The sequence below is a fragment of the Paraburkholderia sp. GAS41 genome, assembly GCF_050436545.1.
Lineage (GTDB): Bacteria > Pseudomonadota > Gammaproteobacteria > Burkholderiales > Burkholderiaceae > Paraburkholderia.
Genome location: NZ_JBNDMK010000002.1, coordinates 150,194 through 176,373 on the forward strand (window position 1 = coordinate 150,194; position 26,180 = coordinate 176,373).

A 26,180-nucleotide genomic window follows, 5' to 3' on the forward strand; every position below is an offset into this window, starting at 1 on the left:
CGGCACCCCGGGCGAAATAGCGCAAATGCTATGCCAGCGCGGGGCAACGCCGGGCACTCCCGTTTGCGTTGGCACATGTATTGCCTCTATTCGGTCTCCTTCCCTTCTGGCATTCGTGCGAAGGCTATGAACCTGTTCGCATATTCCGCATATCAGGCGTTCTCTGACCTGATGCTCCCGGCTCGGCACAGCGCTGCGCTGATGAATCATTCGCTGAATGCCTGGCCGATGTTCGGCGAGACACCGCAAGGACGCTCGCTGCGCGCGTCATGCGATCTAATCGAGTTGGCAGGTCTCACGCACGTGCGCCCACCGTTCGACCTCGATGAAATCGAGGTGGACGGCAAGCCCGTCAAGCTGATCGAGGAAGTGGCCGCCCACACGCCCTTTTGCTCGCTGCTGCATTTTCGCAAAGAAACGGCCCCCTCACAGGCGCAACCCCGAGTGCTGGTGATCGCACCGATGTCCGGCCACTTCGCGACGCTGCTGCGCGGCACCGTGAAGACGATGCTCGCCGAACATGATGTCTATATCACCGACTGGCACAATCCGCGCGACGTGCCGCTGTCGCAGGGGCGCTTCGGTTTCGACGAATTCGTTCAGCATGTGATCGACTTCACTGCGAAGATCGGCCCCGGCACTCATCTGCTGGCGGTGTGTCAGCCCACGGTAGCCGCGCTCGCGGCCGTCGCGCTGATGGCTGCGGATGACCATCCTGCACAGCCCGCCAGCATGACGCTAATGGCGGGCCCGCTCGACACACGTATCAACCCGACCAAGGTGAACGCACTCGCCAAAAGCAAACCCATTGAGTGGTTTGAACGCAATCTGATCAGTGCCGTGCCGTTTGGCTTTGGCGGCGCGCATCGCCGAGTCTATCCGGGCTTCGTGCAACTCAATGCATTCATGGCGATGAATCTCGGCCGCCACCTCGACTCCTTCGAGACGATGTACCACGAGCGCGCCAAAGGCGATCCGGCCAAGGCAGACACGATCCGGGTCTTTTACGAGGAGTACTTTGCAACGATGGATCTGACCGCCGACTTCTATCTGGAGACGGTCGAGACCGTGTTTCAGCGTCATGCGCTGCCTCTGCATGAACTGGAAGTGCGAGGACGCCTGATCGAACCGTCAAAGATTCGCCGTACGGCACTCCTAACCGTCGAGGGTGAAAAGGACGATATCTGCGCAGTCGGACAAACGCTTGCCGCGCAAGACATGTGCGACAAGCTGCGGCCCTATCTCAAGACGCATCATGTCCAGACCGGCGTGGGCCACTACGGCGTGTTCAATGGTCATCGCTGGGAGCGGCATATCTATCCGCGCGTACGTGCGGTGATCTACGACAACGAACCCCGCGCGGTGGCAGTCAGCGCGCACGCCATGGCGATCAAGCCTGGCGTGCCCGTGGCGTTGGCGCCGATTGCTGCGCCAGCGGCTTCCGCTGTAACGGCAGGCACCGTCGCAGCTTCATCCACCGGCGAAGCGCTGTCGCCGCCGCGAAGCAACGTGGCTTGAAGTGCCAGAGCCGTTCAACCTTTGCTGCGCGCGTAGTGCGGGTACGGTCGCGTCGCTTTAGCTGCGCGGTCCTATAGCGGCGGGGGGTTGCCCGCGTCAGGTCACGCCGTGACGCTCTTCCACGGCGTAAAGGCCGGAACGTCGCACGGACCTTCGACGTCAATGGACTTGAAGTCGGCTGGTGAAACTATTTCGATGTACTCCATATCTTCCGAGTAGTCGAACAGGTAATGAACAATGCCCGGCGCCTGATGTACGCAATCGCCTGCCGCGACCCGCGTCTCCTTGTCGCCGTACATGAAGCGGGCCCAGCCCTTCAGCATGATCACAATGTGGAAATCGGCCTCATGACGGTGCCAGCCGGTGCCTTCCTCTGGTGCATGATTCGCCTTCACGAGTTGGGCGAGCACCTTGCCGCCGGTCGCCTGCGCAATGCCCAGGTCGCGGTAGAGGAAGAAGTCGCGCAGCCCCTGGTCCTGATACGTCGTGTCTTGCGGACGGACATGCGAAAACTGCGTGGCGAATTCGGTAGACATGAGCACGCTCCAGTAGGATGAACAGGCAAGGAAAACGGCACGGTGAGCGCCGTTTTCAAGCATCAAGTGTTCCAGCTTCGGGGAGCGCAGGTTAAGGCGATTGCACGCGGCTCAGGTTGTAGGCCGGAACATCTGGAACATCTCGCCGATCTGCGCATAGTCGGCGCGATAGCCGGCCCGCATGATCGGCTGGGCGGCCTGCGTGTCGAACAAACCGTCCTTGATATAAGCGTTCTGGATGTGGACGCCGACGACCTGGCCGAGTGCGAGGTAGTTGTCCATCGCCTCGCCGGCGAGGTTGTACAACCGCACGATCTGCAGCAACTTGCATTCGAGCGCCGCAGGCGATTCGCCGACGTGCGGCACCGCGACCATGCGGCCCGGCACGGCAGTCAGGCCGGCGAGTTCGAATTCGTCGACCTTTGGCCCCACCGGTGCCGAACTGCGGTTCATCTGTTCTGCCAACGGTTTCGTCGCGAGATTCCAGACAAATTCGCCGGTCGCTTCGATGTTGCTGATGCTGTCCTTATGACCCTCGCTGCAGAAACCGATGATGGCCGGAAAGCTCGCGAAGGCGCCGAAGAAACTATAGGGCGCGAGGTTGATGAAGCCGTCGGCGCTGCGTGTCGAGATCCAGCCAATCAGACGCGGCGCGACGATGGCCTTGAACGGGTCGTGCTTGAGACCGTGACCTTGGGTCGGGTCGTAGAAATAGGCGTCGTTCATATCGCGTGTCGTCGTCGCTGAGGGCGTTGTCGGGACCGTCTTGAGATTGATATCCGGGCGCAGGTTGTGTGCCTGATTCATCTTCAGTGGCGGTGGTGAGGTGCAATTGCTCAAACGCTTGCGGCGTTCTTGCAGTTGCTCGTTTTGGCCGCGCGAGATGCGTGTCGCTGAAAGCGCGTAAGGATAGCGCAATCAAGGAATGGCGCGCCCCAAAAGCACGAGGCCGGTCTCCCTTTCGGAAAGACCGGCCTCGCTGGATCTGACGACACCTCTAGCGCGTCGCTACCACTTCATCAATAGTGGTCCCCACGATGTTCGTCATGGCGACGCGGGTCTTGATCGTGCGGATGGTGGCGCATCCAGTCGTCATGAGCCCAATAGCGGTGGCCATCATAGTAACGATCGCCGTGCCAGCCAATGTCGATCTGCACGCCAACCGGCATCATCTGCGGTTGACCGTAGGTCACAACCGGACCCGGCGCAGAGATCACCATGCGGTCTGCCTGGGCAAAAGCGCTACCTCCGCTCAACAAGGCGCCGCCAGCGACCAGCACTGCGAGAATGGAACGCGATGTCTTCTTCATTTTGGACCTCCCTTTCAAGTTTGAGTCGCCGGACCGAGTGACCGTAACCACTGTCTAGCACCAGCGCTTGACAACCACTTTAGCGGCCCCGAATGCATAAAGACGTGAGCGCTTGTAAGAGGAAGTTTCAGAAATCGGGGAGCGATGCACGGGGCTGTTCGTAGGGAAAGCGCAAGCTCAATGGCGGCTCGGCGAAGGCGAACAGGCGGAGCTGATGTAGGGTCACTGTCAGCCGTTGTTACATTCATTTCGGCCCGGAAATATTGGGACGCGAGTCTGATCGCGATGATTTCGTCAGATGATTGAACGTGACGCCGGCAGGTTTGGAGCGGTGTTAGCCCTTCGCGATGGGAAATCAGGCCGCCTTGCACGACAAACAGCCGTGCGGGAGCGGTCGCGCCGCTGACAAGACAACGACGCAGTCACGCGGTAAAAAAACAAAAGCCACGGCGAAACCGTGGCTTAAATACTGCATCGCGCCCGCGAAGGCGCGCAGCCAGCGCGACTGACCGCGCCAAGGCTCGGCGAATTAATCGCTCAGCTTGACACCGAACAGCGTGGATTGCGCGCGACGCTGACGCTCTGCTTCGCGGTGACGCGCTTCGTACGAGTAGTCCGAGTCCATCGGAAGATGCGGCGACGCAAAGAGGTCGCTGACCTTTTGAAACAATGCAAAGATAACGCTCATGGCGACTCCCGGTTGATTTGGTGCTAGGGTTTTTCCTTAAGAAGCATTATAGGGTTTTCCCTAGGCAAAAGCTAGTGCGCTGCAACATTTTTTAGCAGCGGTCACATGCACATGGCTTTCCGGGATGCTGCGTTGCGTCATTACAACAAGAAAGCTGCCCAAAAGGGCAGCTCAACGGCTTCGATCAGTGGGGCGGCGGCGCTTTTGCTTTGTGGGCGTGCACACGCGCTTTGCGCCTGCCGGTCAGCTCCGCACCGGCGGCGGCAGGCGCCACAGCAGGAGCACGAGACACCACCGCCGGTGTCGACGCGGCGGACGGCGGTGCAACTGTGGCAGCCGTAGCAGCTGAATTCGCCGCGGCCAGGTGCGCGTCGAGCAGGCTCGCCATCGCCGCCTGCTGGTTTTGCATCAACTGTTCAATGCGGTGCTGTTGCGCGGTAGTTTCGCGCGTGAGACGCGTCAGCAGCACGGTCTGCGCAATGCCGATCGCTACGCTCGCAAGCAATGCTCCGACCACGATCGACAGCATCCATTTCATTCGGCGCGAGTGGTCGGTCGCCGCACGGCGTTGATCGGAGATCACGCCGTACAGTGCGTCGACGGTATCCGCGAATGCCGTCGCGCGGGCCCGGTCGAGTTCGGGCACGGTGGCCGACGTGTCTTGATCCTGATGCGACGTCGCACATGACGCGTTCGAGCGGGGCAATGGTGCGGAGCGTGCGGGGTCGGCCAGCGTCGCCGTTCTGGCGGGTGCGGGTGCGGGTGCGGGTGCGGGTGCGGGTGCGGGTGCGGGTGCGGCTGGCGATCCCATTGCTGCAGTTGCTGCTGCTCCTGCCTTTGCAGCCGATGCCGTTGTTCCCGCAAATCCGGCTGTCGACAGCGCATCCGTTCTAAAGGACGTTCCAGCCGTGCCGGCCAACCCCGCTGCTCCGTTCGTCATCGGCTTCGCATCGCCCGCCGACCCTTCGCCCCGCGCCGTCGCAGACAAAGCCGCCGCGTCATCCGACGCTTTTCCGCTCGCCGCTGCAGCCTCGCGCGAAGCGCCAGCGGCCTTCGCGAACGTCGTCGCAAACCGTTGCGGCGGCACCGCCGCCGGTTTTGCAGCGTCCGTCGCAACCGGCGAAGGATCGCCCATCTGGCGCCGTGCGGTAATGCTGCGTACGAGACTCGCCGCTGCCATCGACGGCGAAATCAGCATCGGAGTGACAGGCTGTGGCGTCTGCGAAGCGCTTGTCGTTGCCAGAGGATCCGCTGCTGCCTCGCGCGCAACAGGACCCGAATCCACGGACGAGGCCGCATCCTTCGGCATACTGACCTCTTGCGTCGGCTCGATACCCTCGAACCCGTCCAGCGGCACGGTGGCATAGGCCGGCTCGATCTTTTCACGCGACGTCCGGCGCGCGGCCTTCGTTTCGGGCGAAGCACCCGCTGCGCCGTCCAGGCTCACGGGCGCACCGACCGCGGCCAGCACGACATCCGGCAATTCGAAGCCATGCAGCGTGCCTTGGCGGATGTCGATATTCATCGCCTCCAGCGTGGCTCGGGTGGGATCGTCGGGGAACATGTCGAGCGTGCTGCCGTCATGCGACGCATCGCTCAGAAGCGCCAGGCGCTGCGCCGAGCGGGCAGCGCGTGCCAGTTTGTTTTCGGTCTCGGTGGAGACGGTGGTCGTGCGCCGCTTCGTCGAGCTGGCGCCGGTCGTACGGGACTGCGTGGATGCTGCGGTATCTGCCATAGAGAAAGAAGCGGCCGTCGCCGGCCACCGGGCGCCGTACACCGCTACAAAATGCCATCAATTTTTTCGAGACCGCATTGTCTCATGGCGATGCACGCCCGCTAAAGGCAATCGCCGATTTAAGACGTCGAATCGTCTTCGCGGAATTCCTTGACGCAGGGGAGCCGCCGCAAGCGGTCGCGAATGGCCGCGTATTCGGTTGTCGAGACGCGGTGCAGCGTGATCATCACCACGTCGTTTTCGGGCGCGTCGTCGCTCTGCTGCATCACAAACTGTTTGACGCGCGGGCTTGCCGCGCCGAGCGCCTCATGCAGCGAATGAAACGTCAGCGCGCCGCGTTCGACCAGCAAGGTCATCTGACGCCGCTGCTTGACCGTGATGAAGCGCCGCTCGAGCGGTTTGATCCCCGCGAGAATGATGAGGATGATGATGGTCGCCGCAATCGACGCCGTGTACATGCCGCCGCCGACCGCCAGCCCGATCGCCGCCACCGACCACAGGCTCGCCGCGGTCGTGAGCCCTCGCACGATCTCGCCGCGCATCAGGATCGAGCCCGCGCCGAGAAAGCCGATGCCGGAGACGACCTGCGCGGCCATCCGCGAAGGGTCGAGCACGACGTTCTGGGTGCCCAGCGCGTCGGCAAAACCGAACGCCGAGACAATCATGATGAGCGCCGAGCCGACGCACACCAGCATGTGTGTGCGCAGTCCTGCGGCCCACGACAGGCGCTCGCGCTCGACGCCGATGACGCTGCCAAGCGCCGCCGCCAACACCAGCCGCGAGACGAGTTCGAGGTTCCCCAGCATGTCCGTTCCTCCTTATCCAGATGTCAGATCGTGCGTTTGCGCACGGGACGGCGTGCCATCGCCGGCGGTTTGCTTTATGCTGGGTCGCGCGCCGTGCCCGTGCCCATCACGGGCTTCGGCGCCAAACCTTTTACGATCTTACCCAAGCCGATTCACAGCCCAGCATGAACACACCCGCCTCTACGCTCACTCTTGCCGCCTCGCTACGCGATCATTTTGCACGCGTCGTTCTGCCGATCTGGCGTGGCCCGGGCTTCAATCCGGCACTGAAGCTGCCCTACGAGTCGGTTAGCGCGGACGACCACCGGCCGCTGCCGGTCGACCGCTACCGCGCAATGGCGTGTGCGCGCCAACTATTCGTCTTCTCCCAGGCGGGTGAAGCGGCTCATGCCCAGGTGCTGTTCGATACGCTTGTGCACTACTTTCAGGACAAGCAGCGCGGCGGATGGTTCTTCAGCGTCGATGCAAACGGTGCGCCGCTCGATACGACCAAGGACCTCTACACGCACGCCTTCCTGGTCTTTGCGTGTGCCGAGTATGGCGCACGCTCGGGAAATCCCGACGCGCTAGCGGTCGTTCGCAGCACGTCGGAGCTGATCGAAAGCCGCTTTGCCGCGCAACAAGGTCTGTTCAACGCCGCGCTCGATGCGGACTTTTCGACCGTAACCGGCACGCCGGTGCAAAACCCGATGATGCACCTCACCGAGGCCTGGCTCGCCGCACGGGCGGCCACTGGAGACAGCGCGTTCGACACCGCCCTGCGCAGGCTGACCGATGCCATCGAGCGCACCTTCGTTCATGCGCCGACCGGTTGCATCGCTGAGTTGCCGTTGGGCGCAGACGACAATCGTCTCGAGCCCGGTCACCAGTTCGAATGGTTCTGGCTGGTGAAGCAGGCAGGTGTGCTGCTGGACGGATCCGGTCTCGACGCAGCGCTCGAACGCGCATTCGGATTCGCGCAGCAATATGGCGTCGATCCGCTGACAGGCGGGGTCTGCGCGTCGCTCGACGAAGCCGGGCGGATCAAGGACACCACACAGCGGATCTGGGCGCAAAGCGAATATCTGCGCGCCTTGGCCACGCGCGACGACGAGGCCGCACGCACCGTGTTGCCCCGGCAGATCGAACGCTTCCAGCAGCGCTTTCTGCACGCGCAGGGATGGTACGAATGCAAGACGGCTGCAGGTGAGGTGTCACGCGCCGATATGCCGTCTACGACTCCTTATCATCTCGCCACCGCGTACGCGGCGTTGCCGGTCTGAAGCCCGACCAGCCAGCCGACCCCGTACCCAGCGAGCATCTTCAACGCATACCGTTTCACACAATCATGTGCCCGTCATTTTTGTGATTCACCTTGACGCGGCGCGTTAGCGCTTCCTAGAGTGGGTAGGGACCCCACCACGGGCATCGCCCCGAAGGATTCGACAATGACCGATCTACTGGACCGGGCGCGCGGCGCGCTCCACGCCCAGCCGTTCAGCATGCTGCTTGGCGCCGAACTGATGCAGGCAAGCGCCACCGAGTTGACGCTATGCCTGCCGATTCGCGACGAGTTGCGGCAACAACACGGCTTCGTCCACGGAGGAGTGATCAGTTATCTTGCCGACAATGCACTCACCTTCGCCGGGGCGCTGGCGCTTGGACCGCGGGTCGTCACAGGCGAGTACAAGATCAACTATCTGCGACCTGCCATGAACGGCACGCTGGTCGCGCGGGCGCAGGTCGTCTATGCCGGTCGTCATCAGGCAACCTGTCAGTGCGATGTCTTCGTGATGGACGGCGGTCGCGAACGGCTCATCGCCGTTGCGCAAGGGACCATCAACCGGATCGGCGATGGCGGCGAGAGCGTGCCGGCGAGTTGAGGGGCACCCGGCCACGCTGACTGCGGCCAGCCCGCGTCTTGATCAAGGAACGCCCTTGACGGGCGTCGCGCAACAAAAAAGGCCGTTCCCGATAAACGGGAACGACCTTCGTGACCACCCGGCGTTGCCACAGCGTCATCAGCGCCGTTAGCGCCGCACGCCTTGCAGCGTCACTCCGCCGCGTAAGTCGTCTGCTGCTGCTCGCCCAGACCTTCGATGCCGAGACGGATCGTCTGACCCGGCTTCAGATAGATCGGATTCGGCTTCACACCCATGCCGACTCCCGGCGGCGTGCCAGTCGAAATCACGTCGCCCGGCTGCAGGCTCATGCAGGTCGACAGATAAGACACCAGCTTGGCGACGCCGAACACCATCGTCTTGGTCGAGCCGTTCTGATAGCGATGGCCGTCCACCTCGAGCCACAGGTTAAGGTTCTGCGGATCGGCCACTTCGTCGCGCGTCACGACCCACGGGCCGATCGGGCCGAAGGTATCGAAACCCTTGCCCTTGTCCCACGTGCCGCCGCGTTCGATCTGCCATTCGCGTTCGGAGACGTCGTTGATCACGCAATAACCGGCAACGTAGTCGAGCGCGTTGGCTTCGTCGATGTACTTCGCCGGCTTGCCGATCACCACGCCGAGTTCGACTTCCCAGTCGGTCTTCTTCGAGCCGCGCGGAATTTCGACATTGTCGTTCGGACCGCTGATCGCGCTATTCCACTTGTTGAACACCACCGGCTCGGTGGGCACGGGCAGGTTCGATTCCGCCGCGTGATCCGCGTAGTTCAAGCCAATGCAGATGAACTTGCCGATCTTGCCGACGCACGGCCCGAGACGCGGATTGCCCTCGACCACCGGCAGCGTGGCCGGATCGAGCGCGCGCAGTTTGGCAAGGCCGGCATCGCTCAGCGTGGCGCCGTCAATATCGCCCACTACGCCCGACAGATCGCGAATCTTGCCTTGCGAGTCGAGCAGGCCGGGCTTTTCCTGACCTTTCGGTCCATAACGAAGCAGTTTCATCGTTGCACTTCCCTCTATCCAGAGTGTCCAGTGAAAAAACAGGCGAGTCCATTTCCACGCACGACGCGTGCCCTACGCGCTGCAGATCAGTTCGACCAGCCGCCGTCGATGACATGCGCGTGGCCGGTAGTGAACCCCGACTCGTCGGAGGCCAGATACAGGGCCAGCGCCGCAATCTCTTCGGGCTTGCCGACGCGGCCCATCGGCTGGCGGGCGACAAAGGCCGCCTGCACCGCGTCGATGCTGGCATTTTGCGCCTGAGCCTGCGCCGCAATCCGCTGTTCGAGCGACGGAGAAGCCACCGTGCCCGGGCAGATTGCGTTACAGCGTACACCACGCGCGACGAAATCCGCAGCGACGGCCTTCGTCAAACCGATCACAGCGGCCTTCGACGCACCGTACACGAAGCGGTTGGGCACGCCCTTCACACTCGAAGCCGCCGACGACATGTTGATGATCGACCCGCCGCCCTTCTCCAGCATCCCGGGCAAAAACGCGCGAATCGTGCGGTACATGGCTTTCGCGTTCAGATCGAACGCGAAGTCCCAATCTTCTTCCGTCGCTTCGAGAATCGAGCCGGCGTGCACATAGCCCGCGCAGTTGAACAGCACGTCGATCGCGCCGAGTTCGGCGGCGAGCGCGTGGATCGCGGCGCTATCGCGCACGTCGAGCTTGCGCGCTTCGACCGGCTTGCCGGCGAGCGAATCGATCTTGATGTCAGTTGCGATCACGCGCGCACCTTCGCGTGCGAACAGCTCCGCGGTCGCGAGACCGATACCTTGTCCGGCGGCAGTAATTACGGCCGTCTTGCCGGCCAGTCTTTGTATCATCTACGGCTCCAGTTGAAATGGAAATGGCAGTTGAGTCATACCGGGTATTGCAATGTGCGTTCAACAGCGCGCTTTTAGCGGCGTTTCGGCCGTGCTTCAGCGCCTCGGAAGACTATGTGCTGTGCATCGGCCTGAAAGCTCGAATGACCATCACAGACGATAGAACGCCATCGCGTTCGCACCGAACACCGCGTCGCGTTGCGCGTCGGACAAGCCGGCGAGCAGGTTCTGCGACACCGAGTGCCACAGCAGATAGTCACCGTTCAGATTGAGCACCGGCCAGTCGCTGCCCCACATCAGGCGTGCCGGGCCGAACGACTGCAACAGATGATCGACATATGGCCGCAGCGTCGCTTCGGTCCAGTCGGGCGCGGCCTCCGTCGCCAGTCCTGAGAGTTTGCAATGCACGTGCGGCAGCTTCGCGAGACGGGTGATGCCCGCAGCCCAGCTTTGCCAGCCGCTGCGACCGTCGCGGATCGGCGGCTTGGCGCCGTGATCGACCAACATGCGCAGGGTCGGAAATCGCGCGGCGAAGGTTTCGAAGGCATCCACGTGGCGCGTGAAAATGAGCGCGTCGAAAGCGAGATCGTGCGCAATCAATGCTTCAACAGCCGGCGCGAGATCCGGATTGGCGATCCAGTCGTCGTCAGGCAGGTCTTGCAGCATCGGGCGAATGCCCTTGAATTTCGGCTGGCGCGCGAGCTCGGCGATCAGGCCAGGCGCCTCGTGCGAGCGCATCGGCACCCATCCGACCACGCCCGCAATCGACGCCTCATCCCGCGCGAGATCCAGTAGATAACGCGTTTCCTCGACCGTGGGCGCCGCCTGCACCACCACCGTACGCTGCACGTCGCTGCGCTCGCGCAGCGGCGCGAGATCGGCTGGCCCGAAGGCGCGGTACAAGGCGCTCAAGTCCGGCGTCAGCCAGCCGTAATCGTCGCGAGCCGGGTCCCAGTAGTGCTGATGGGCATCGATGTGCATGGTCCTTCAATCCTTCGGCACGGGCGCTCGCGGATCCACCAGACCTTGGTCGCGCAATGCCGTCCATAACTCCACAGGAATCGGTCGTTCAAACGATGCAACGTTCTCGCGCAATTCTTCGACACTGCGTGCGCCGGTCAACACCGTTGCGACCGCGGGGTGAGCGTACGGGAACTGCAACGCGGCGGCCGCCAGCGGCACATCGTACTCGCGGCACACCGCTTCCAGACGCGCCACCCGTTCGATCACCTCTTTGGGCGCCGCCGCGTAGTTGAATTTCAGGTCTCCCTGCACGCCGCGCGCGAGGATTCCCGAGTTGAATGCGCCGCCCAACAGGATACTTACGTTGCTCGCTTCACAGGCCGGCAACAGGTCGTCGAGCGTCGCCTGCTCCAGCAGTGTATAGCGGCCCGCCAGCAACGCGCAGTCAATGTCGAAGTCGTCCATCATCTCGAGAATCGCCGCCCCTTCGTTAACCCCCAGCCCCACTGCCTTGACCATACCGGCCGAACGCAATTCGTCGAGCGCGCGAAATCCGCCGCCTTCAGTCAGTTGCTGCCAGTAGTGCGCATTTTTTTCGCCGTGCGTGAGCCGGCCAATGTCGTGGATCAGCAGAATGTCGATCTCGACGATGCCGAGCCGCTGCTGGCTGTCTTCGAACGAACGCAGGATGCCCGCGTGCGTGTAGTCGTAGATCGCCTGAAACGGTAGCGGGTCTTGCCAACCTTCGCTGCCGTCATACGGCGTGGTACGCGGCACGAAGCGCCGGCCGGTCTTGGTGGACAACCCATACTGGTCACGCGGATAGCGGCGCAGCGCATCGCCAAGACGATGTTCCGCCCTGGTGTGGCCGTAGTGCGGCGCGGTGTCGAAAAAGCGCACGCCTGCCTCGTAGGCGGCGGCGACCGTGGCCAACGCCTGTTCGTCGGACAGATCGCTATACAGGCCACCCAGCGGCGCGGTGCCCAGACCGAGACCGGTGACCTGCAATCCGCGCCGGCCGATGGTGCGGCGCTGCGCGACTCTTGAACCCACGGCCTCTGTCATGGCGAAGTCTCCTGTGTCGACCCGAGTCAGCACTGCAGCGTGCGACTCGGGTCCCATGCAAGTTGATTGCTTTTGTTCGTATGGCGGCCCACCTGCCGTGCGGTGGCCGCCTCACGCCACGGCGTCGATCAATGCGAAGCGATTTCGACCACCCGACGCGCCGGCGCCGCGTTCGACGGCAGGCACGACGGTCCGACCGGCTCGAAGGTCTTATACGTCAGAATAAACTCCTGGTGACCGAGCGTCTCCGACTTCGACGGCGCGCCTTGCGCCACCGCCAATGTCTGGTAGAACACTTCGCGGCCCACTTCTTCCAGCGTGCCGCGGCCTTCGAGAATCCGGCCGGCGTCGACGTCCATGTCGCCGGAAAGATTGCGATAGGTCGCGGGATTCGCGCACACCTTGATGACCGGCGAAATGGCCGAGCCCACCACCGATCCGCGTCCGGTCGTGAACAGGATCACGTGCGCACCGCACGCGATCAGTTCGCCGATTTCCGCGTTGTCGCTGATGTTCGGGAAGCCGAAACGCGGCTCGCCATCCGGTACGACGTCGAGCAGATACAAGCCGCCGGTGGGCGGCACATCGCCCGGTTTGATGATGCCGACAATCGGCGACGCCCCGCTCTTCGCATAGGCACCGAGCGATTTTTCTTCCTGCGTGGTGAGGCCGCCGTCCGCGTTGCCCACTGCGAAGCTGCCGTGCCCGAGAATCGAGTAATAGCGCGCCGCCTTGGCCACGCACGCGACGATTTCGTCGCCCAGTTCCGGCCGCGCCGCCCGCGATTTCATATGAAACTCGCAGCCCACCAGTTCGCCCGTCTCTTCGAAGATGCAGCTTGCGCCGGCCTTGATCAGTTGATCGAAGGCACGGCCCACCGCCGGATTGGCGGTGATGCCGCTGGTGCCGTCCGAGCCGCCGCAAATAGTGCCGATCACGAGTTCGTCGAGCCCCATGGGCACGCGCTGCTGCGTCGCCAGTTGCTTGCGCGCATCGCGCACCCAGTCCACGCCGTACTGAATCGTGCTGCGCGTGCCGCCCTTTTCCTGGATCGTCAGGACTTCGACAGGACGGCCGCTCGCACGTACGACATCCACCAGGTAGTGCTTGTTCATGCTCTCGCAGCCGAGCGACACGAACAGCACCGCGCCCACGTTCGGATGCGTGGTGAGCTGTTCAAGCATCTTCTCCGCGTAGCTGTTCGGATAGCAGCCGGGAAAGCCGATCAGATGCACGGCGGGGTCGCGTTGCGCATGCGGATCGTCGAATGCGTCGAGCGGCTCGCGAAACTGCGTGACGATCTCGCGCGCCACGTGATGCGCACATTCGACAAGGTACGCCACCGCAACCACGTTGCGGATACCCTTGCGGCCGTCGCTGCGGGGATAGCCTTGCAGCATCGGCTGCGTGCCAGCGGATGACGGGATCGTTGCTGCGGAAGTGTCAGTCATGATCGTTCCAGCGCGGTATCAGACCGCGTCAATGATGCACGAATTCGTGGCCTGCATCGTGGGTATACGTGGGCAGGTAATCGCTTTCGAGGTTGTGGGTATGCAGATGCTCGCCACGCGCGACAGGGCCGGTCACATGGCCGATCACGGCGCCGTAGCGCAGCACCTTGTCGTCTTTCGCGAGCGGGCCACGGGCCACTTTGTGGCCCAGGTCGATGGTTTTGCCGAGCGTCACGCGCTCGCCTTCAATCTCGATCTCGGTGCCGGCTTCGAGCCGCGCTCCCGCGATCAGACAGTTGTCCTGCGGACTTAGCAGGATCAGGCGGGCGTCGGTATGCAATGGACTACTCAAGATACGTCTCCGTGAAACCCGCGGGTTAATTCTGACCTTCGCCGCTCGCCAGGCGTGCCACCATCAGCGAGCCGAGGATGATCGCGCCGTAGATGGCCTGAATCCAGAACGACGGCACCTGTGCCAGCGTCAGCAGATTCTGCACCACGCCGAGCAGCAATACACCGGACAGCGCGCCGAGCATCGTGCCCTTGCCGCCGTCGAGCGAAATGCCGCCGATCACCGCCGCCGCGAACACCGTAAAGATCATGCCGTTGCCCTGATTCGCGTTGATCGCACCCACATAGCCGGTGACGATCAGGCCGCCCAGCGAGGCCAGCACGCTGCCGAGCACGAAAACGCCCCACGTGATGCGCTCGACGCGAATCCCGGCGGCGCGCGCCGCTTCAGGATTGCCGCCAATCGCATACAAAGCGCGCCCAATCCGATGGTACCGCAGCATGAAAGCGGCGATGGCGAACGCCACGGCGGCGAGCCAGACCGACAGCGGCAAGCCGAGCACAATGGTGGTGGCGAGCGTGAAGAACGACGGCGGCATGTCGAACAGCGTGCCGCCTTTGGTGGCGCCCACCAGCATGCCGCGCAGCACGATCAGCATGGCGAGCGTGACGATGAAGGCGTTCAGCCGCAGGCGGACCACCAGAAAGCCGTTGATAAAGCCGATGATCGCGCCGACCACGAGGATCGCCAGCAAGCCCGCCGCAGCGGGCCACTGCCAGCCAAATCCTGCGGACGCTGCCGGCATCACCAGCATGGCGCCGACCGCGGGCGCAATCCCCACGGTGGACTCGAGCGACAGATCGAACTTGCCGGTCAGCACAATCAGCGATTCGGCGAGCACGACCAGCGCAAGCGCCGCGGACGCACCGAGCACGCTGATCAAGTTGGCCCTGGTCAAAAAGCTCGGGCTGACGAACGCGCCGATCACAATCAGCAACGCGAGCGCCGGCACCAGTGCCAGGTCGCGCAGCCGGGCGAATTCGATCCGCACCCGGCGACCGGGCGCGACCTGCGCGCCAACCTGCCCTTGAGCCGCAGCGAATGCAGGGCGTGGCACACTATTCTTCATGAAGACTGACTCCTTCAACGGATGCGATCAGGTCGTGGTCCTGCCAACCCGCGGGAAATTCGGCCGCGACGCGGCCACGGAACATGACCAGCACGCGGTCACAGGTGCGCAGGTCGTCCAGTTCGCCTGAGACGACCAGCACCGCTTTGCCTTCTTCGCGCACGCGGTCCACGACGGACAGCAGCGCTTCTTTCGATTTGACGTCGACGCCGGCAGTCGGGTCGATCAGCACCAGCACGTTCGGATCGGTCGCCAAGGCGCGCGCCATCACCACCTTTTGCTGGTTGCCGCCGGACAGTCCCGACACCACGTGCTCCGGTCCCGGTGCCACGATGCCGAGCGCCTCGATCATCTTTTGGCCAAACGCATTCTTCTTTGCAGGTGGCGTGAGGCCGAACTTGCCGAGCAGACGTGCGATCGTCATGGAGGCGTTTTCCGCCACCGATTGCGTCAGCACCAGACCTTCGTGGTGGCGGTCCTTGGGCACGCAGCCAATCCCGGCGGCCAGTGCGGCGGGGACATCGCCGTGCGGCAACGATTGGCCGGCCACGCGGATATCGCCGCTTTTGGGCGAGCGCAAACCCGCGATGGCTTCCGCGACGCTGGTGCGGCCGCTGCTCGTCGCGCCGGTCAGGCCGATCACTTCGCCGCGCTTCACCGTAAAGGACACGTCTTCGTAATCCGACCCAACGAGACTGGCGACTTCCAGCGCCACTTTCGTATCTGCGGGAAGCGGCGCACGCGCGGCAGCGTCGGCGACTGCGAGGCCGCCGCGCTCTCCGGTCATGGCTTCGATCAACTGCTCGCGCGGCAAAGCAGAAACCGGCGCGCTGACAATATGCCGCGCATCGCGCAGCACCGTCACGGCTTGGCAAATCTCATACACCTCCTGCAAATGGTGCGAGATGAACAGAAACGTGACGCCTTCGCGCTGCAATTCGGTGATGCGGCGAAACAGCCGCTTGATTTCATCGCCGTCGAGCTGGGCGGTCGGTTCGTCGAGAATGATGAAGCGCGCGCCATACGACAGCGCCCGCGCGATCTCCACGAGCTGACGGGCCTCGACGCTCAGATCGCCAGCGCGCGCATCTTCGCGCACGTCGATCTTCCAGTGATCGAGCAATGCACGCGCATCGCGGCGCATGACGCGCCAGTCGATCATGCCGCGCCGTTCCGGGTGACGGTTGATGAACAGATTCTCCGCGACGGTGAGATCGCGGATGATGGTTGAATGCTGATAGACGCAGGCGACGCGCTCGCGCCACGCGTCCCGGTCTGCGAGCGAGGGCGCCGCCGCGCCGCCGAAGCGTACCTCGCCGGTGTCCGGCTTGCGCAGGCCGGTGAGAATCGAGACCAGCGTCGATTTGCCGGCGCCGTTACGCCCGACGAGCGCATGCGACTCGCCGGGCATCACGCGGATGCTCACGTCTTTCAGTGCGGCGTAGGAACCGAAGCGCTTGGTGACGTCCAGCGCTTCGACCACGGCTGAAGCGGCCGCCGCAACGCCAGGCGTGTGCATGGACTCGCTCATTTGACCGTGTTGCCCCACAAGTTCTTGTCGTCGACATTCGCCTTCGTCACGAGCGGCGCAGGCAACTGGTCTTCCAGCATGCCCGGCGCGATCTGGATGATCGTGCTGCCGTGATCGGTCGGACCCGGCTTGAAGGTTTGTCCGGCGAGCGCGGCCTTGACGTAGTACAGACCGTACTTCGCGTACAGGTCAGCAGGTTGCGACACGGTGGCGTCGATCTCGCCCTTGCGGATGGCGTCGAATTCCTGCGGAATGCCGTCGTTGCTGACGATCACGACGTGCTTCGCGTCACCCACCGGAAACAGCATCTGCTTGCGGCGCAGCGTCTGCAGTGTCGGCGACAGATAGACGCCGCCCGCTTGCATATAAATCGCCTTCACGTCCGGGTTGGCAGTCAGCAGGCTGTCGAGCGCGGTGGCTGCGACATCGCCCTTCCACGCGGCCGGAATCTCCAGCAGCGACAGCGTCGGATACTTCTTAAGACACGCACGGAACGCCTCCGAACGGTCACGCCCGTTCACGGACGCCAGATCGCCCATGATCTGCACCACCTTGCCGGACTTCACGTGTTCGCCAATGTACTTGCAGGCCATCTCGCCGTACGCGTGATTGTCGGCGCGCACCACCATGGCCACCTTGCCTTGCGTCGGCGCGACATCCACTGCCACCACCGGCACGTTCTTGCCCGAGGCGGAATCGAGCGCGCGGCTGATCGCGGCCGAATCCAGCGGCCCCACGACAATGCCTTTCGCGCCCAGATTGAGGATGTTGTTCATGTCGGTGATCTGCTGGGCAGGGTCACCGTTCGAGTTGACCGGCGCGAGGATGTCCAGACCCATCTGCTTGGCGTACACCGGCAGATAGTTGTTGTACGACTGCCAGAACGGGGAGGTCAGCAGCGGCAGATCGAGTCCGACCTTGCCGGTATCGGCGGCGTGGGCCGTGCCGCTCGTCACGAGGCCGGCCATACATGCGGCGGCGACTCCGACGGACAAAGCGCCCTGAATCAAACGGCGGGCCGCACGCGGCCCCTTTGCGAACGTCATAGCTTGTCTCCTGATGCGTTGTTGAACTTCCTGAACCTGACTCCCCTGGAGCCGGCACATCGTCCTGCGCTTTCTTATGAATATTGGTGGTGCGTAAATTCACCAATGAACGTATTATTCATATACGGACTTTCCTAAGTCAAGGATTGTGTACGGCAGCCGCCGTCCGGACTTACCCTGGCCTGCCTGCGCTGGCCTCGCTCTACACTCACGCGCCGGATAACAATGAGACCTGCACTGTTTTGCATGGGACGAGGAGTCGCCGATCACGCGCGAACTCCGGTCGACACGGGGAGAACCGACTCATGATGGATGCGGAAGAAAGGGACGACGCCGACCGTTACCGCGCACCCGCGCTGGACAAAGGCCTCGATATCCTCGAATTGCTCGCCGAGCAGAAAGACGGACTGACGCGCGCCGAGATCACCAAGCTGCTGGGGCGCAACGCGAGCGAGATGTACCGGATGCTCGAGCGTCTGGTCGCGCGGCAATACGTGGTTCGCTCGGCGGGCGGCGACCGCTACTCGCTGAGTCTGAAGCTGTATGCGCTGGCGCATCGCCATCCGCCGATGAACCGGCTGATCTACGAAGCCCTCCCTTTGATGCAGCGGTTTTCGGACCGCGCAGAACAGTCCTGCCATCTGGTGGTCTACGATCGCGGCAACCTGCTGGTGATTGCCCAGGTCGACGGCCCCGGCACGTGGGGGATGTCCGTGCGGCTCGGTTCGCGCGTCGGGCTGATCGATACCGGCTCCGGCCGCGTCATGCTGGCCTTCCAGACCGCCGAGCAACGCGCGCATATGCTCGCGGAACACACTAAGGTGAAAGGCGAAGTCACAATCGACCGCGACGCGCTCGAAGAGACCTGCGAGCAGATCCGCACTGCGGGGTTCTCGCAGAAAGACAGCCAGCAGATTTTCGGCGTGACCGATCTGACGTTCCCGGTCCTCGGGCCCTCAGGGCAGGCCATCGCCGCACTGACGTGCCCCTATCTGCGACGCATTGATGAATACGTCGCGCCGGCGCTGGATGCGGCGACCGTGTTGCTGCGGGAAACGGTCGAAGCGTTGTCGATGTTTCGCCAGGGGACGAGCTAGCCCGCTCGCATGGTTTAGAATGGCGACCCTCTCAAAAATGTCGCCGCGCAGGCGTTGGTCTGCGCGCACTCTTGATACCTCATGGCGAAACTTCTGACCGATTCCGAATTCCAGCGTTTTTCTGAACTCCAGCAGAAGCAGGCGAGCTTCACGATCACCACCGAGGAAGCCGACGAACTGCGCGACATCGTGGCCCGTGCACAGCAAAAGCGCGACGATCGCGCCGCTGCAATGCAGGCCATGGAAGCCTACATCCAGCAGTTCGCCATCAGCCCTGACGAGCTGTTTTCGCCCGAGCAGATCGGCGAAGCCGCGCGTACCTATGGTCTGATCCCGGCCGCCAAGAAGGAACGTGTGCTGCCGCCGTCGTTCACGTACAACGGCAAACCGTACCAGTGGACCCGCGCATTGCCAGACGATATCCGCGTGCCGCTGTTCGACGCGTTCAAGGCGGGTCAGTCAGTGAAGGATTTCATCGCGACGCCGAAGGACGCCATTCGTTGCGCGACGACGATCGCACGGCTCGAACGCGAAACCGGCGCTGTCTATGCGGACACGTGGCTCGAAGAATTGTCCGTGACGCGCGGCCAGGTGGATGAAGCTGCAGCCAAGCTGGCCGCCTGAGCGCGCCGCGCTTCAGCGCGGCAAATAACCGAGTGAGGCGTCCGGCATTAGGTGCCAGCTTCCTGCCTCGTCACGGTTTCGATTCTGACCAGCAGAGTGCCGGCGCGCGGCAAATCGAGCGCTGCCGCCGCGGCGTATGACAGGTCGATCACCCGACCGTGCGCATACGGTCCACGGTCATTGATCCGCACGACCACCGAGCGCGCGCTCGACACCGCAGTCACGCGAACGTAGGAACCGAGCGGAAGCGTCCGATGTGCCGCCGTCAGTGCGTGCAGGTCGTAGCGCTCTCCGCTTGCGGTGCGGCGGCCTTGAAACCTGTTGCTGTACCACGAGGCAACGCCGGATTGCCAGAAGCTCGATGTGTCGTCATTCAGGTCCTGTGAGGGCGCCGTTCCGGTTTCCGGTCGCGCCGGTTCCTGCGGTCTCGACGAGACCAGCGAGTCCTCAGTGGCGGGCGGCCTCGTCGTCGTTATAGCCTTCCTTTTTGCCTTGGGCAGTGCATCCTGGTCAACCTGAGCGGTTATGCCGGGCGGTTGCATGCAAGCCGCCAGAAACGCTAAGGACAACAGAGCTCCAAGGTTTCGATAGAAACGATATGTTTTCAAGAAAATGTATCTGGTGAGACGACGTCCGCAACGCCGTCGCGGCGCGAGACAATCAGGGGATGGATCAAGCGCCTGCAACCGTGCTTTTAGCGACTTCCCGAAGCCGTTTAATCATTCACGATTTACTTCGGTTTCCTTGACGATATTTTTTTAGCGCTGCAAGAAGCCGTGGCTTAAGACCCGACAATCGTAATAGCCCACGCAAACAGACAACCTGCCGGCGCACCGATCACACGGCCTAGCGCACTGGCTTTGGTGAACTCGCTGATCTGGCATTCGATGGCGCCTTTCAGCACGCCACGATGGCGCAACAGGGGTTCAGCGGTGCATGCGACAGTCGCGACCAGCCAGGCAACGATTTCGCGTCCGACGAGGTGGTCCGGGTCGATGAGATTGCTCAATTGCAGGACGAAAATGAACACAGCGCTCACGAGAAATGCGAACAGCAGGGATTTGATGAACTGATCGGAGACGGCAAGGTTATCCATTGAAATGTCGACGAAAATGTTTTGATATTTCCAGCGAGCCGAACTCGCCCAATGACACTGGATGAGCGCTGAAGAGGGGATGCGGCCACGACATGAAGAAGTCGCTGGCATCGCAATTGGCGTCGCTGGACGGAGCCGAAAAATATATCGAAAGCGACCGCTACAAACACTCAGAGGAATCTCAAAGGCACGGCCCCAGAACGCGCCATGAAAGACAGCCGGTTCCGCGACGCTGTGCCGTCTTCGCTCCTGCCGTTATCAGATTGCCCCTACAGACGCGCAATTTCGCAGCACTGACAATAGACGCCCGATAGAACGCACGCAGCGTCGCGTGCGCCGCTCCCTCGCAGAGCGCCGGTCAGGGGTCCACGTCGAAGAATGCCGCGTTGCTTTCATCGTGCGCAGCCACCGGACTGACCGCGCAATGCTTACCGCCTTGCCATCATGCCGATCCTCTTTCCCACACCATCCGACGATATCCAAACCTGGTATCACGAGGCTGAAGCAGCGCGGCAGGCTGGCGATACCGCCGCCGCGCAAGCAGCCGTCGAGCGCATCCTCGAGCAAGACTCCGAGCGGCCCGGCGCGCTCTACTTGCGTGCACTACTCGCGCTCGACTTGAACCAGTTCGAAGTCGCGCAAAACTGGCTCGAGCGTGCGATCGAAGTTCACCCGCATGCCGACTTCTACATCACGCTTTGCGAGCTACAGATCAGGCAGAAGGCGTATGCTCATGCACTGCAAACCACCCGGCAGGGCCTCGCGCTGCAACCTGGATCGACCAGGCTGCGCTATTACGAAGCGGGAACGCTGTTCGTGCAGGGGTTCCTCGACGAAGCAGCCGTTAGCAATCGCAAGCTGCTCGAACTCACACCCGACGACGCGCGGGCGCACGCCAACCTGGGCGTAATTGCCAGAAATCTCGGCGCACTCGACGAAGCCGAGTGGCACCTGAGGCACGCCCTCACGCTGGCTCCCGACTATCGCGGCGCCCGCGCCCATCTTGCAACAGTCTTGCTGGCCAAGGGGCAATACGAAGAAGCGTGGCCGCGCTTCGAAGACCGCTGGGCGAATTTTGCGAGCACCGACGGCAGCCACGCTCCAGCAGCACGTCCGCACATTCCGCTGCCGCAATGGCGGGGCGAGCGACCGGAATCAGCGGCTCGCGCGGAAAACAGCGGCGCTCATCTTAAACGTCTACTGGTCATTCCCGAGCAGGGACATGGCGACAGCCTGCAGTTTGTCCGCTACCTGCCGCTCGCGCTGGAACACTTTTCGCACGTAGGCTACGTTTGCCCGCCTTCCTTGCGGCGCCTCTATGAAGACTCGCTTTGTTCGCGCTGGCCGGGCCTCGTCATGCTCGACGACGAGTCCACCTCGATTGACGAATGGGATGAGTACTGTCCCATGATGTCGCTACCCATGGCATTCGGCACCCGCCTCGACAACATCCCCGCCGCCGTGCCGTACCTCTACGCGGATCTCACCCGCACCGCGTCGTGGCGCGCCCGATTCGCAGCCTTGCCCGATCCCGCATTACCGCGTGTCGGCGTGGTCTGGGCAGGCGGTCATTCAGGCATGATGGAAGACAAGGTGCGCAGCCTGGCACCCGAGCAAATCGCTCCAATGCTCGCGTTGCCGCACATCCGCTGGGTCAGTCTGCAGAAGACCGATGACCCGGCGAAACGCGCCAACGCGGCGAGCCAGGCGAAGTTGACGGACTGGACCGATGAAATCACCGACTTCGCCGATACGGCTGCGCTGATCGCGAATCTCGATCTGGTGATCTCTGTCGACACCTCGGTGGCGCATCTGGCCGCGGCAATGGGCAAGCCGGTCTGGCTGCTCAACCGTTTCGCCGGTTGCTGGCGCTGGCTGCGCGACCGGGACGACAGCCCGTGGTATCCCACCGCGCAACTCTTCACCCAGCGGCAGCGGGGCGATTGGGACGAAGTGCTGACGCGCGTGGCGGCAGCCTTGCAGCAGCGTTTTGCACCGTAGCGCCATCATCAATACATCAATGCGACGGCCGCTCGCTAAGCGGCCGCTTCCTCCTCATCCAGCGCCATTCTGAATCCCACCACCCCTGGATCTTCGGTCGGCGTAATCGTGAAACCACATGCACGCGCGAGCGCGATCATCGGCCCGTTCTCGCGCAACGCTTCGCCCACCAGCCAGTGCGTGCCGCGCGAGCGTGCATACGCGATGATCTTTTCCATCAGCAACCTGCCGAGCTGTCGCCCCTTCTGATCCGAACGGATCGCCACAGCGAATTCGGCGGTTTCGTTATCCGGGTCCGCCACCGCGCGCACCACACCCAGCGTGCGCGTGAAACCTTCTTCGCACGGGATCGTTGCGATCAGCGCCATCTCCCGGTCGTAGTCGATCTGCGTCATGCGCGCGAGTTGCGAATGGTCGAAGCTGCCCACCGCACCAAAGAATCGCAGACGCAAGTCGTCGGGCGTCATGGCTTCGACGAAGTCATGATGAGCGGCTTCGTCTTCCGGCCGGATTGGGCGCACCGTAATGCACAAGCCGTGCCAGTCGAGCGTCTCCTCGTAGCGGCGTGGATACGGCATGATCGCCAGCCGGCTACGTTTCGCGCCGAGCCGTATCGAAGGCGCAACGACAACCGTGCGCTCGCGGAACACCCGCAACGCGAGCTTCAGGCCGACTATCTCGCGCACGTCGCACACTGCTTGCGACAACGCCGTAAAGGCGGCCAGCACCGGCTCGGGCGCGGCGACGCGGGCGTACGGGGATCGGGTCACCATATCGCGCGCCAGCATGGGATTGAGCGGCGGCAAGCCGAAGACCCGCAGTGGCGCCGAGACGCCATCGGCGGATGGCGTCGTAAAGCGAAACACCGGACCGAAGTTGTCGTCGTCCTGCAATTCGACGTCGATGTCGACGATCCTGTCTTCGCTCGTTTCGCACGACTCGACGTCCAGACCAAAATGCGCCAGCAGGCTCGCCGCCGGTTCTTCCGTGAGGACATCCTCGCCCGCCGCCAGCGCCGCGCGCGCCTGGGTCTGCGCGGCGTCGATCTCTGCCGGGATCTGCGCCGGCAATCCCTCCGGCGTCTGCATCAGCAATTCGCGCCCGAGCCGGTAGTCGACCAGCCGGGCGAAGGCCCGCGCAAGCCGCTGCGGCGTCGTATGGACCGGAATGCCCTGGGCGTGCAACGCGTCGCGCGTCGCCGCATCCACCCCACCGAAGAAACACGCCAGCAACCCGCGATACGCAAACTTCTGCTTGGCGATCAGCGCCTGAGCGACCTCACCGACCGGCGCGTTATGGGTCGACGCATGGACCACGAACGCCGTGCCGGTCGCCCGATGCTGGGCGAGCACCTCCAGAGCCGTGCCGAAATGCTCGGCATGCGCGTCGTCGCCGAGCAGCAGCGGGTTGCCTGCCACCACGTGCGGCAACGCCTTGACGACCGCCTCCGTGGCCTCGGCAGGCCACTGCGCGAGCGTGTCGCCCGCTGCCGCGAATGCATCACAGGCAAGGGTCGCCACGCCACGATCACTGGTGATCACGGTTGCGGTCGCTCCTGCCGCGACCCGGCCCACACCCAAGGTTTCGATTTCGTCGAGCAGATCGTCGAGCGAGTCGACGCGCACCATCCCCGCGCGGCGGAACGCCGCTGTGTACAAACCGTCGACGGGATCGCCACGGCCCGAGCGCAACGCCAGCACCGGCTTGTTGCGCGCCGCCGCGCGCGCCGCCGACATGAACTTGCGGGCTGCGCGCACCGTATCGAGTTCGAGCAGGATCGCGCGCGTTCCTGGGTCGCTCGCCAGATAGTCGAGCACGTCACCGGCATCCACATCTGCCTCGGCGCCGAGCGCCACCGCGTGCGAAAACCCCAGGCCACGCGCATACGCCCAGCCGAGCACGGCATTCGTCAGCGCATTCGACTGCGACACCCACGCCACCCCGCCCGCCTTTACGAGGCACGCCGGCGCACCCAGATGGGCACGCAGCGCCGGCGAGACGATCCCCAGACTGCCTGGGCCGACGATCCGCAACAGATTCGGGCGTGCAGCAGAAAGCGCGTGCCTGAGGGCCCTGCGGTCTTCGTTGCTCTGCACTTCCCCAACGATGATCGCGGCCCGCGTACCCAGCCCGCCCAGTTTGCGGATGATCTCCGGCCACGTCGCAGGCGGTGTACAGATCAATGCCACCGTAGGTGCCTCGGGCAGATCGCCAACGTCCGCCACCACCGTGTAACCATCGAGCGTGTCGTATTTCAGATTCACGGGCCAGAGGGGCCCCTCGAAGGCCCCGCCTAGCACACTCGCCCACACCATGGCGCCGGTGCTGCGCGGACGCCGCGAAGCGCCGATGACAGCGACGGATTTCGGTCGAAACAGAGCATCGAGGTTGCGAACGGTCACGAGGCACTCCGCGAGTCGGACAGGGGCGCAGGAAAGAGGCGCGTTTCCCTCAGGATAGGCGATGTCAGCCCGCTGCGCGCCTGGCACCCGGCAAGACCTGTTGTGGCGGCATGCCGCCTTGTCCTGATCCCAGACGAGCGATTTTTGTTGCTTGCGCCCGCTCAAAATGCCGTCCGAAATGCGACAATCCGCGCCAAGGCGCGCGTTGGAGACGACGCGCCGCCTGTGACATCGGTCGAAGGACGCGCCAGCCCGGCGCGCCACCGGACAACCAGAAAAGACAGAAGGTGAAGGTATGCGGCGCTTGCCATCGCTGATCGCGTTGCGCTTCTTCGAGGAGACAGCACGTCATTTGAGCTTCAACCGCGCAGCCAGCGCCTTGTGCGTGACGCAGGGCGCGGTGAGCCGGCAGATCAAGATTCTGGAGGAATCGCTCGGCGCGAAGCTGTTCGAGCGTGACCACAAGGGCATCCGGCTGACCGCGGCGGGTTTGCAGTTGCTGCCCTGTGTGTCAGAAGCCTTCGACACGATCGAGCGTGGCACCCGTCAGATCACGACCGCCAAAGGACGGCGCCGCCTCGTGCTGTCCGTGCCGCCTACTTTTGCGACGCAGTGGTTTTCGCCACGTCTCGGCTCGCTGGCAGTCGAGTTGCCAGATGTCGAACTGTCGATCCGGACTGAGCCGACGGAAGATTGTCACTGCAACATCCGCTTTGGCCGCGATGCGCTGCCCGACGCGCATTCCGAATTGCTGATGACGGAGCGGCACACTCTGGTCGGCGCGCCTCATCTGCTCGACCGTCCGCTGGAAATCCTGCTCGAACGCCTGCCCGCGCTGCATGTGCTGCATAACGAGGCGCGGCTCGATCTGTGGCCGAACTGGCTCGCCACGGCCGGCATGTCGGCGCATTACGCTGAGAATGGCATCGAATTTTCCAATCTCGAGCAGGCCATTCATGCGGCTCGTAAAGGCGCTGGGTTGGCGGTGGTCGACCGCAACATGATCGTCGAAGAGCTGGCAGATGGCAGCCTCGCGCGAATCTCGGAAATTGAAGTGAGCGGGCCGTTCGGCTACTGGCTCGACGTCGCGCCACGCCATGCCGCGCTCGAGCATGTGCAGGCGTTTGCGAGCTGGATGCGCGAAGAGGTTTTGAAGATGGGGTGAAGCTCCACGCTGTT

General features: G+C 63.3%; 25 protein-coding genes. 7 read left to right on the plus strand and 18 right to left on the minus strand.

The features are described from left to right. Positions 1 to 126: 126 nt before the first annotated feature. Complete coding sequence (locus P3T43_RS03805; RefSeq protein WP_429279707.1) at positions 127 to 1,518, plus strand: polyhydroxyalkanoate depolymerase; 1,392 nt, start codon at positions 127 to 129, stop codon at positions 1,516 to 1,518. Positions 1,519 to 1,619: 101 nt separating this feature from the next. Here P3T43_RS03805 and P3T43_RS03810 read toward each other — a convergent pair whose 3' ends face one another. The 6 genes from P3T43_RS03810 to P3T43_RS03835 all read right to left on the minus strand — a co-directional run bounded on the left by P3T43_RS03810 (position 1,620) and on the right by P3T43_RS03835 (position 6,593). Beyond that, complete coding sequence (locus P3T43_RS03810; RefSeq protein WP_429279708.1) at positions 1,620 to 2,054, minus strand: cupin domain-containing protein; 435 nt, start codon at positions 2,052 to 2,054, stop codon at positions 1,620 to 1,622. A 111-nt stretch (positions 2,055 to 2,165) separates the two neighbouring features. After that, positions 2,166 to 2,780 (minus strand): flavin reductase family protein, encoded by a 615-nt coding sequence (locus tag P3T43_RS03815; RefSeq protein ID WP_429279709.1) that lies wholly within the window; start codon positions 2,778 to 2,780, stop codon positions 2,166 to 2,168. Positions 2,781 to 3,073: 293 nt separating this feature from the next. Beyond that, a complete protein-coding gene (locus P3T43_RS03820) occupies positions 3,074 to 3,364 on the minus strand; it encodes a hypothetical protein (protein ID WP_429279710.1) in 291 nt (96 codons plus the stop codon). A gap of 529 nt (positions 3,365 to 3,893) precedes the next feature. Next, positions 3,894 to 4,052, minus strand: a complete 159-nt coding sequence (locus P3T43_RS03825; RefSeq protein WP_429279711.1) for a hypothetical protein — start codon at positions 4,050 to 4,052, stop codon at positions 3,894 to 3,896. 184 nt (positions 4,053 to 4,236) lie between these two features. Then, complete coding sequence (locus P3T43_RS03830) at positions 4,237 to 5,787, minus strand: hypothetical protein (protein ID WP_429279712.1); 1,551 nt, start codon at positions 5,785 to 5,787, stop codon at positions 4,237 to 4,239. 119 nt (positions 5,788 to 5,906) lie between these two features. Further along, positions 5,907 to 6,593, minus strand: coding sequence for an MgtC/SapB family protein (locus tag P3T43_RS03835; RefSeq protein ID WP_429279713.1), 687 nt, complete (start codon positions 6,591 to 6,593; stop codon positions 5,907 to 5,909). 164 nt (positions 6,594 to 6,757) lie between these two features. Between P3T43_RS03835 and P3T43_RS03840 the strand changes: the two genes are divergently transcribed. Then, positions 6,758 to 7,855 carry an AGE family epimerase/isomerase gene (locus tag P3T43_RS03840; protein WP_429279714.1) on the plus strand — a complete coding sequence of 366 codons (1,098 nt, stop codon included), beginning with the start codon at positions 6,758 to 6,760 and terminating at the stop codon, positions 7,853 to 7,855. 165 nt (positions 7,856 to 8,020) lie between these two features. After that, positions 8,021 to 8,455 (plus strand): PaaI family thioesterase, encoded by a 435-nt coding sequence (locus P3T43_RS03845; protein WP_429279715.1) that lies wholly within the window; start codon positions 8,021 to 8,023, stop codon positions 8,453 to 8,455. Between the two features lie 170 nt (positions 8,456 to 8,625). Here P3T43_RS03845 and P3T43_RS03850 read toward each other — a convergent pair whose 3' ends face one another. From P3T43_RS03850 to P3T43_RS03890, 9 genes are all read right to left on the minus strand, one after another. Continuing rightward, positions 8,626 to 9,474, minus strand: a complete 849-nt coding sequence (locus P3T43_RS03850; RefSeq protein WP_429279716.1) for an ureidoglycolate lyase — start codon at positions 9,472 to 9,474, stop codon at positions 8,626 to 8,628. 86 nt (positions 9,475 to 9,560) lie between these two features. Continuing rightward, a complete protein-coding gene (locus P3T43_RS03855) occupies positions 9,561 to 10,304 on the minus strand; it encodes an SDR family oxidoreductase (protein WP_429279717.1) in 744 nt (247 codons plus the stop codon). A 150-nt stretch (positions 10,305 to 10,454) separates the two neighbouring features. Beyond that, a complete protein-coding gene (locus P3T43_RS03860) occupies positions 10,455 to 11,285 on the minus strand; it encodes an amidohydrolase family protein (protein ID WP_429279718.1) in 831 nt (276 codons plus the stop codon). Between the two features lie 6 nt (positions 11,286 to 11,291). Beyond that, on the minus strand, positions 11,292 to 12,332 hold the full coding sequence (locus P3T43_RS03865) for an aldo/keto reductase (RefSeq protein WP_429279719.1): 1,041 nt from the start codon (positions 12,330 to 12,332) through the stop codon (positions 11,292 to 11,294). Between the two features lie 128 nt (positions 12,333 to 12,460). Then, positions 12,461 to 13,783, minus strand: a complete 1,323-nt coding sequence (locus P3T43_RS03870) for a UxaA family hydrolase (protein ID WP_429279720.1) — start codon at positions 13,781 to 13,783, stop codon at positions 12,461 to 12,463. A 28-nt stretch (positions 13,784 to 13,811) separates the two neighbouring features. Then, complete coding sequence (locus P3T43_RS03875) at positions 13,812 to 14,135, minus strand: UxaA family hydrolase (protein WP_429279721.1); 324 nt, start codon at positions 14,133 to 14,135, stop codon at positions 13,812 to 13,814. A 25-nt stretch (positions 14,136 to 14,160) separates the two neighbouring features. Then, positions 14,161 to 15,204, minus strand: a complete 1,044-nt coding sequence (locus P3T43_RS03880; RefSeq protein WP_429279722.1) for an ABC transporter permease — start codon at positions 15,202 to 15,204, stop codon at positions 14,161 to 14,163. After that, a complete protein-coding gene (locus P3T43_RS03885) occupies positions 15,194 to 16,723 on the minus strand; it encodes a sugar ABC transporter ATP-binding protein (protein ID WP_429279723.1) in 1,530 nt (509 codons plus the stop codon). Before P3T43_RS03885 ends, P3T43_RS03880 begins: the two co-directional genes overlap by 11 nt. A gap of 8 nt (positions 16,724 to 16,731) precedes the next feature. After that, a complete protein-coding gene (locus P3T43_RS03890; RefSeq protein ID WP_429280151.1) occupies positions 16,732 to 17,703 on the minus strand; it encodes a sugar ABC transporter substrate-binding protein in 972 nt (323 codons plus the stop codon). 386 nt (positions 17,704 to 18,089) lie between these two features. Between P3T43_RS03890 and P3T43_RS03895 the strand changes: the two genes are divergently transcribed. After that, positions 18,090 to 18,878, plus strand: coding sequence for an IclR family transcriptional regulator (locus tag P3T43_RS03895; protein WP_429280152.1), 789 nt, complete (start codon positions 18,090 to 18,092; stop codon positions 18,876 to 18,878). A gap of 81 nt (positions 18,879 to 18,959) precedes the next feature. Then, positions 18,960 to 19,502, plus strand: coding sequence for a hypothetical protein (locus P3T43_RS03900; RefSeq protein ID WP_429279724.1), 543 nt, complete (start codon positions 18,960 to 18,962; stop codon positions 19,500 to 19,502). Between the two features lie 47 nt (positions 19,503 to 19,549). On the opposite strand, the gene P3T43_RS03905 is transcribed toward P3T43_RS03900, so the two are convergent. Continuing rightward, a complete protein-coding gene (locus P3T43_RS03905; RefSeq protein WP_429279725.1) occupies positions 19,550 to 20,044 on the minus strand; it encodes a septal ring lytic transglycosylase RlpA family protein in 495 nt (164 codons plus the stop codon). 239 nt (positions 20,045 to 20,283) lie between these two features. Further along, entirely contained in the window at positions 20,284 to 20,598 is a 315-nt protein-coding gene (locus tag P3T43_RS03910) for a hypothetical protein (RefSeq protein WP_429279726.1), read from the minus strand. Positions 20,599 to 21,042: 444 nt separating this feature from the next. Here P3T43_RS03910 and P3T43_RS03915 point away from each other — a divergent pair, with 444 nt between their 5' ends. Next, complete coding sequence (locus P3T43_RS03915; protein ID WP_429279727.1) at positions 21,043 to 22,599, plus strand: tetratricopeptide repeat protein; 1,557 nt, start codon at positions 21,043 to 21,045, stop codon at positions 22,597 to 22,599. A 35-nt stretch (positions 22,600 to 22,634) separates the two neighbouring features. On the opposite strand, the gene P3T43_RS03920 is transcribed toward P3T43_RS03915, so the two are convergent. Further along, positions 22,635 to 25,001: a GNAT family N-acetyltransferase gene (locus tag P3T43_RS03920; protein ID WP_429279728.1), complete on the minus strand. Its 2,367-nt coding sequence runs from the start codon at positions 24,999 to 25,001 to the stop codon at positions 22,635 to 22,637. A 295-nt stretch (positions 25,002 to 25,296) separates the two neighbouring features. Here P3T43_RS03920 and P3T43_RS03925 point away from each other — a divergent pair, with 295 nt between their 5' ends. Further along, the gene (locus P3T43_RS03925) at positions 25,297 to 26,166 is read left to right on the plus strand and encodes a LysR family transcriptional regulator (RefSeq protein ID WP_429279729.1); all 870 of its coding nucleotides are present in this window, start codon (positions 25,297 to 25,299) and stop codon (positions 26,164 to 26,166) included. Positions 26,167 to 26,180: the final 14 nt, after the last annotated feature.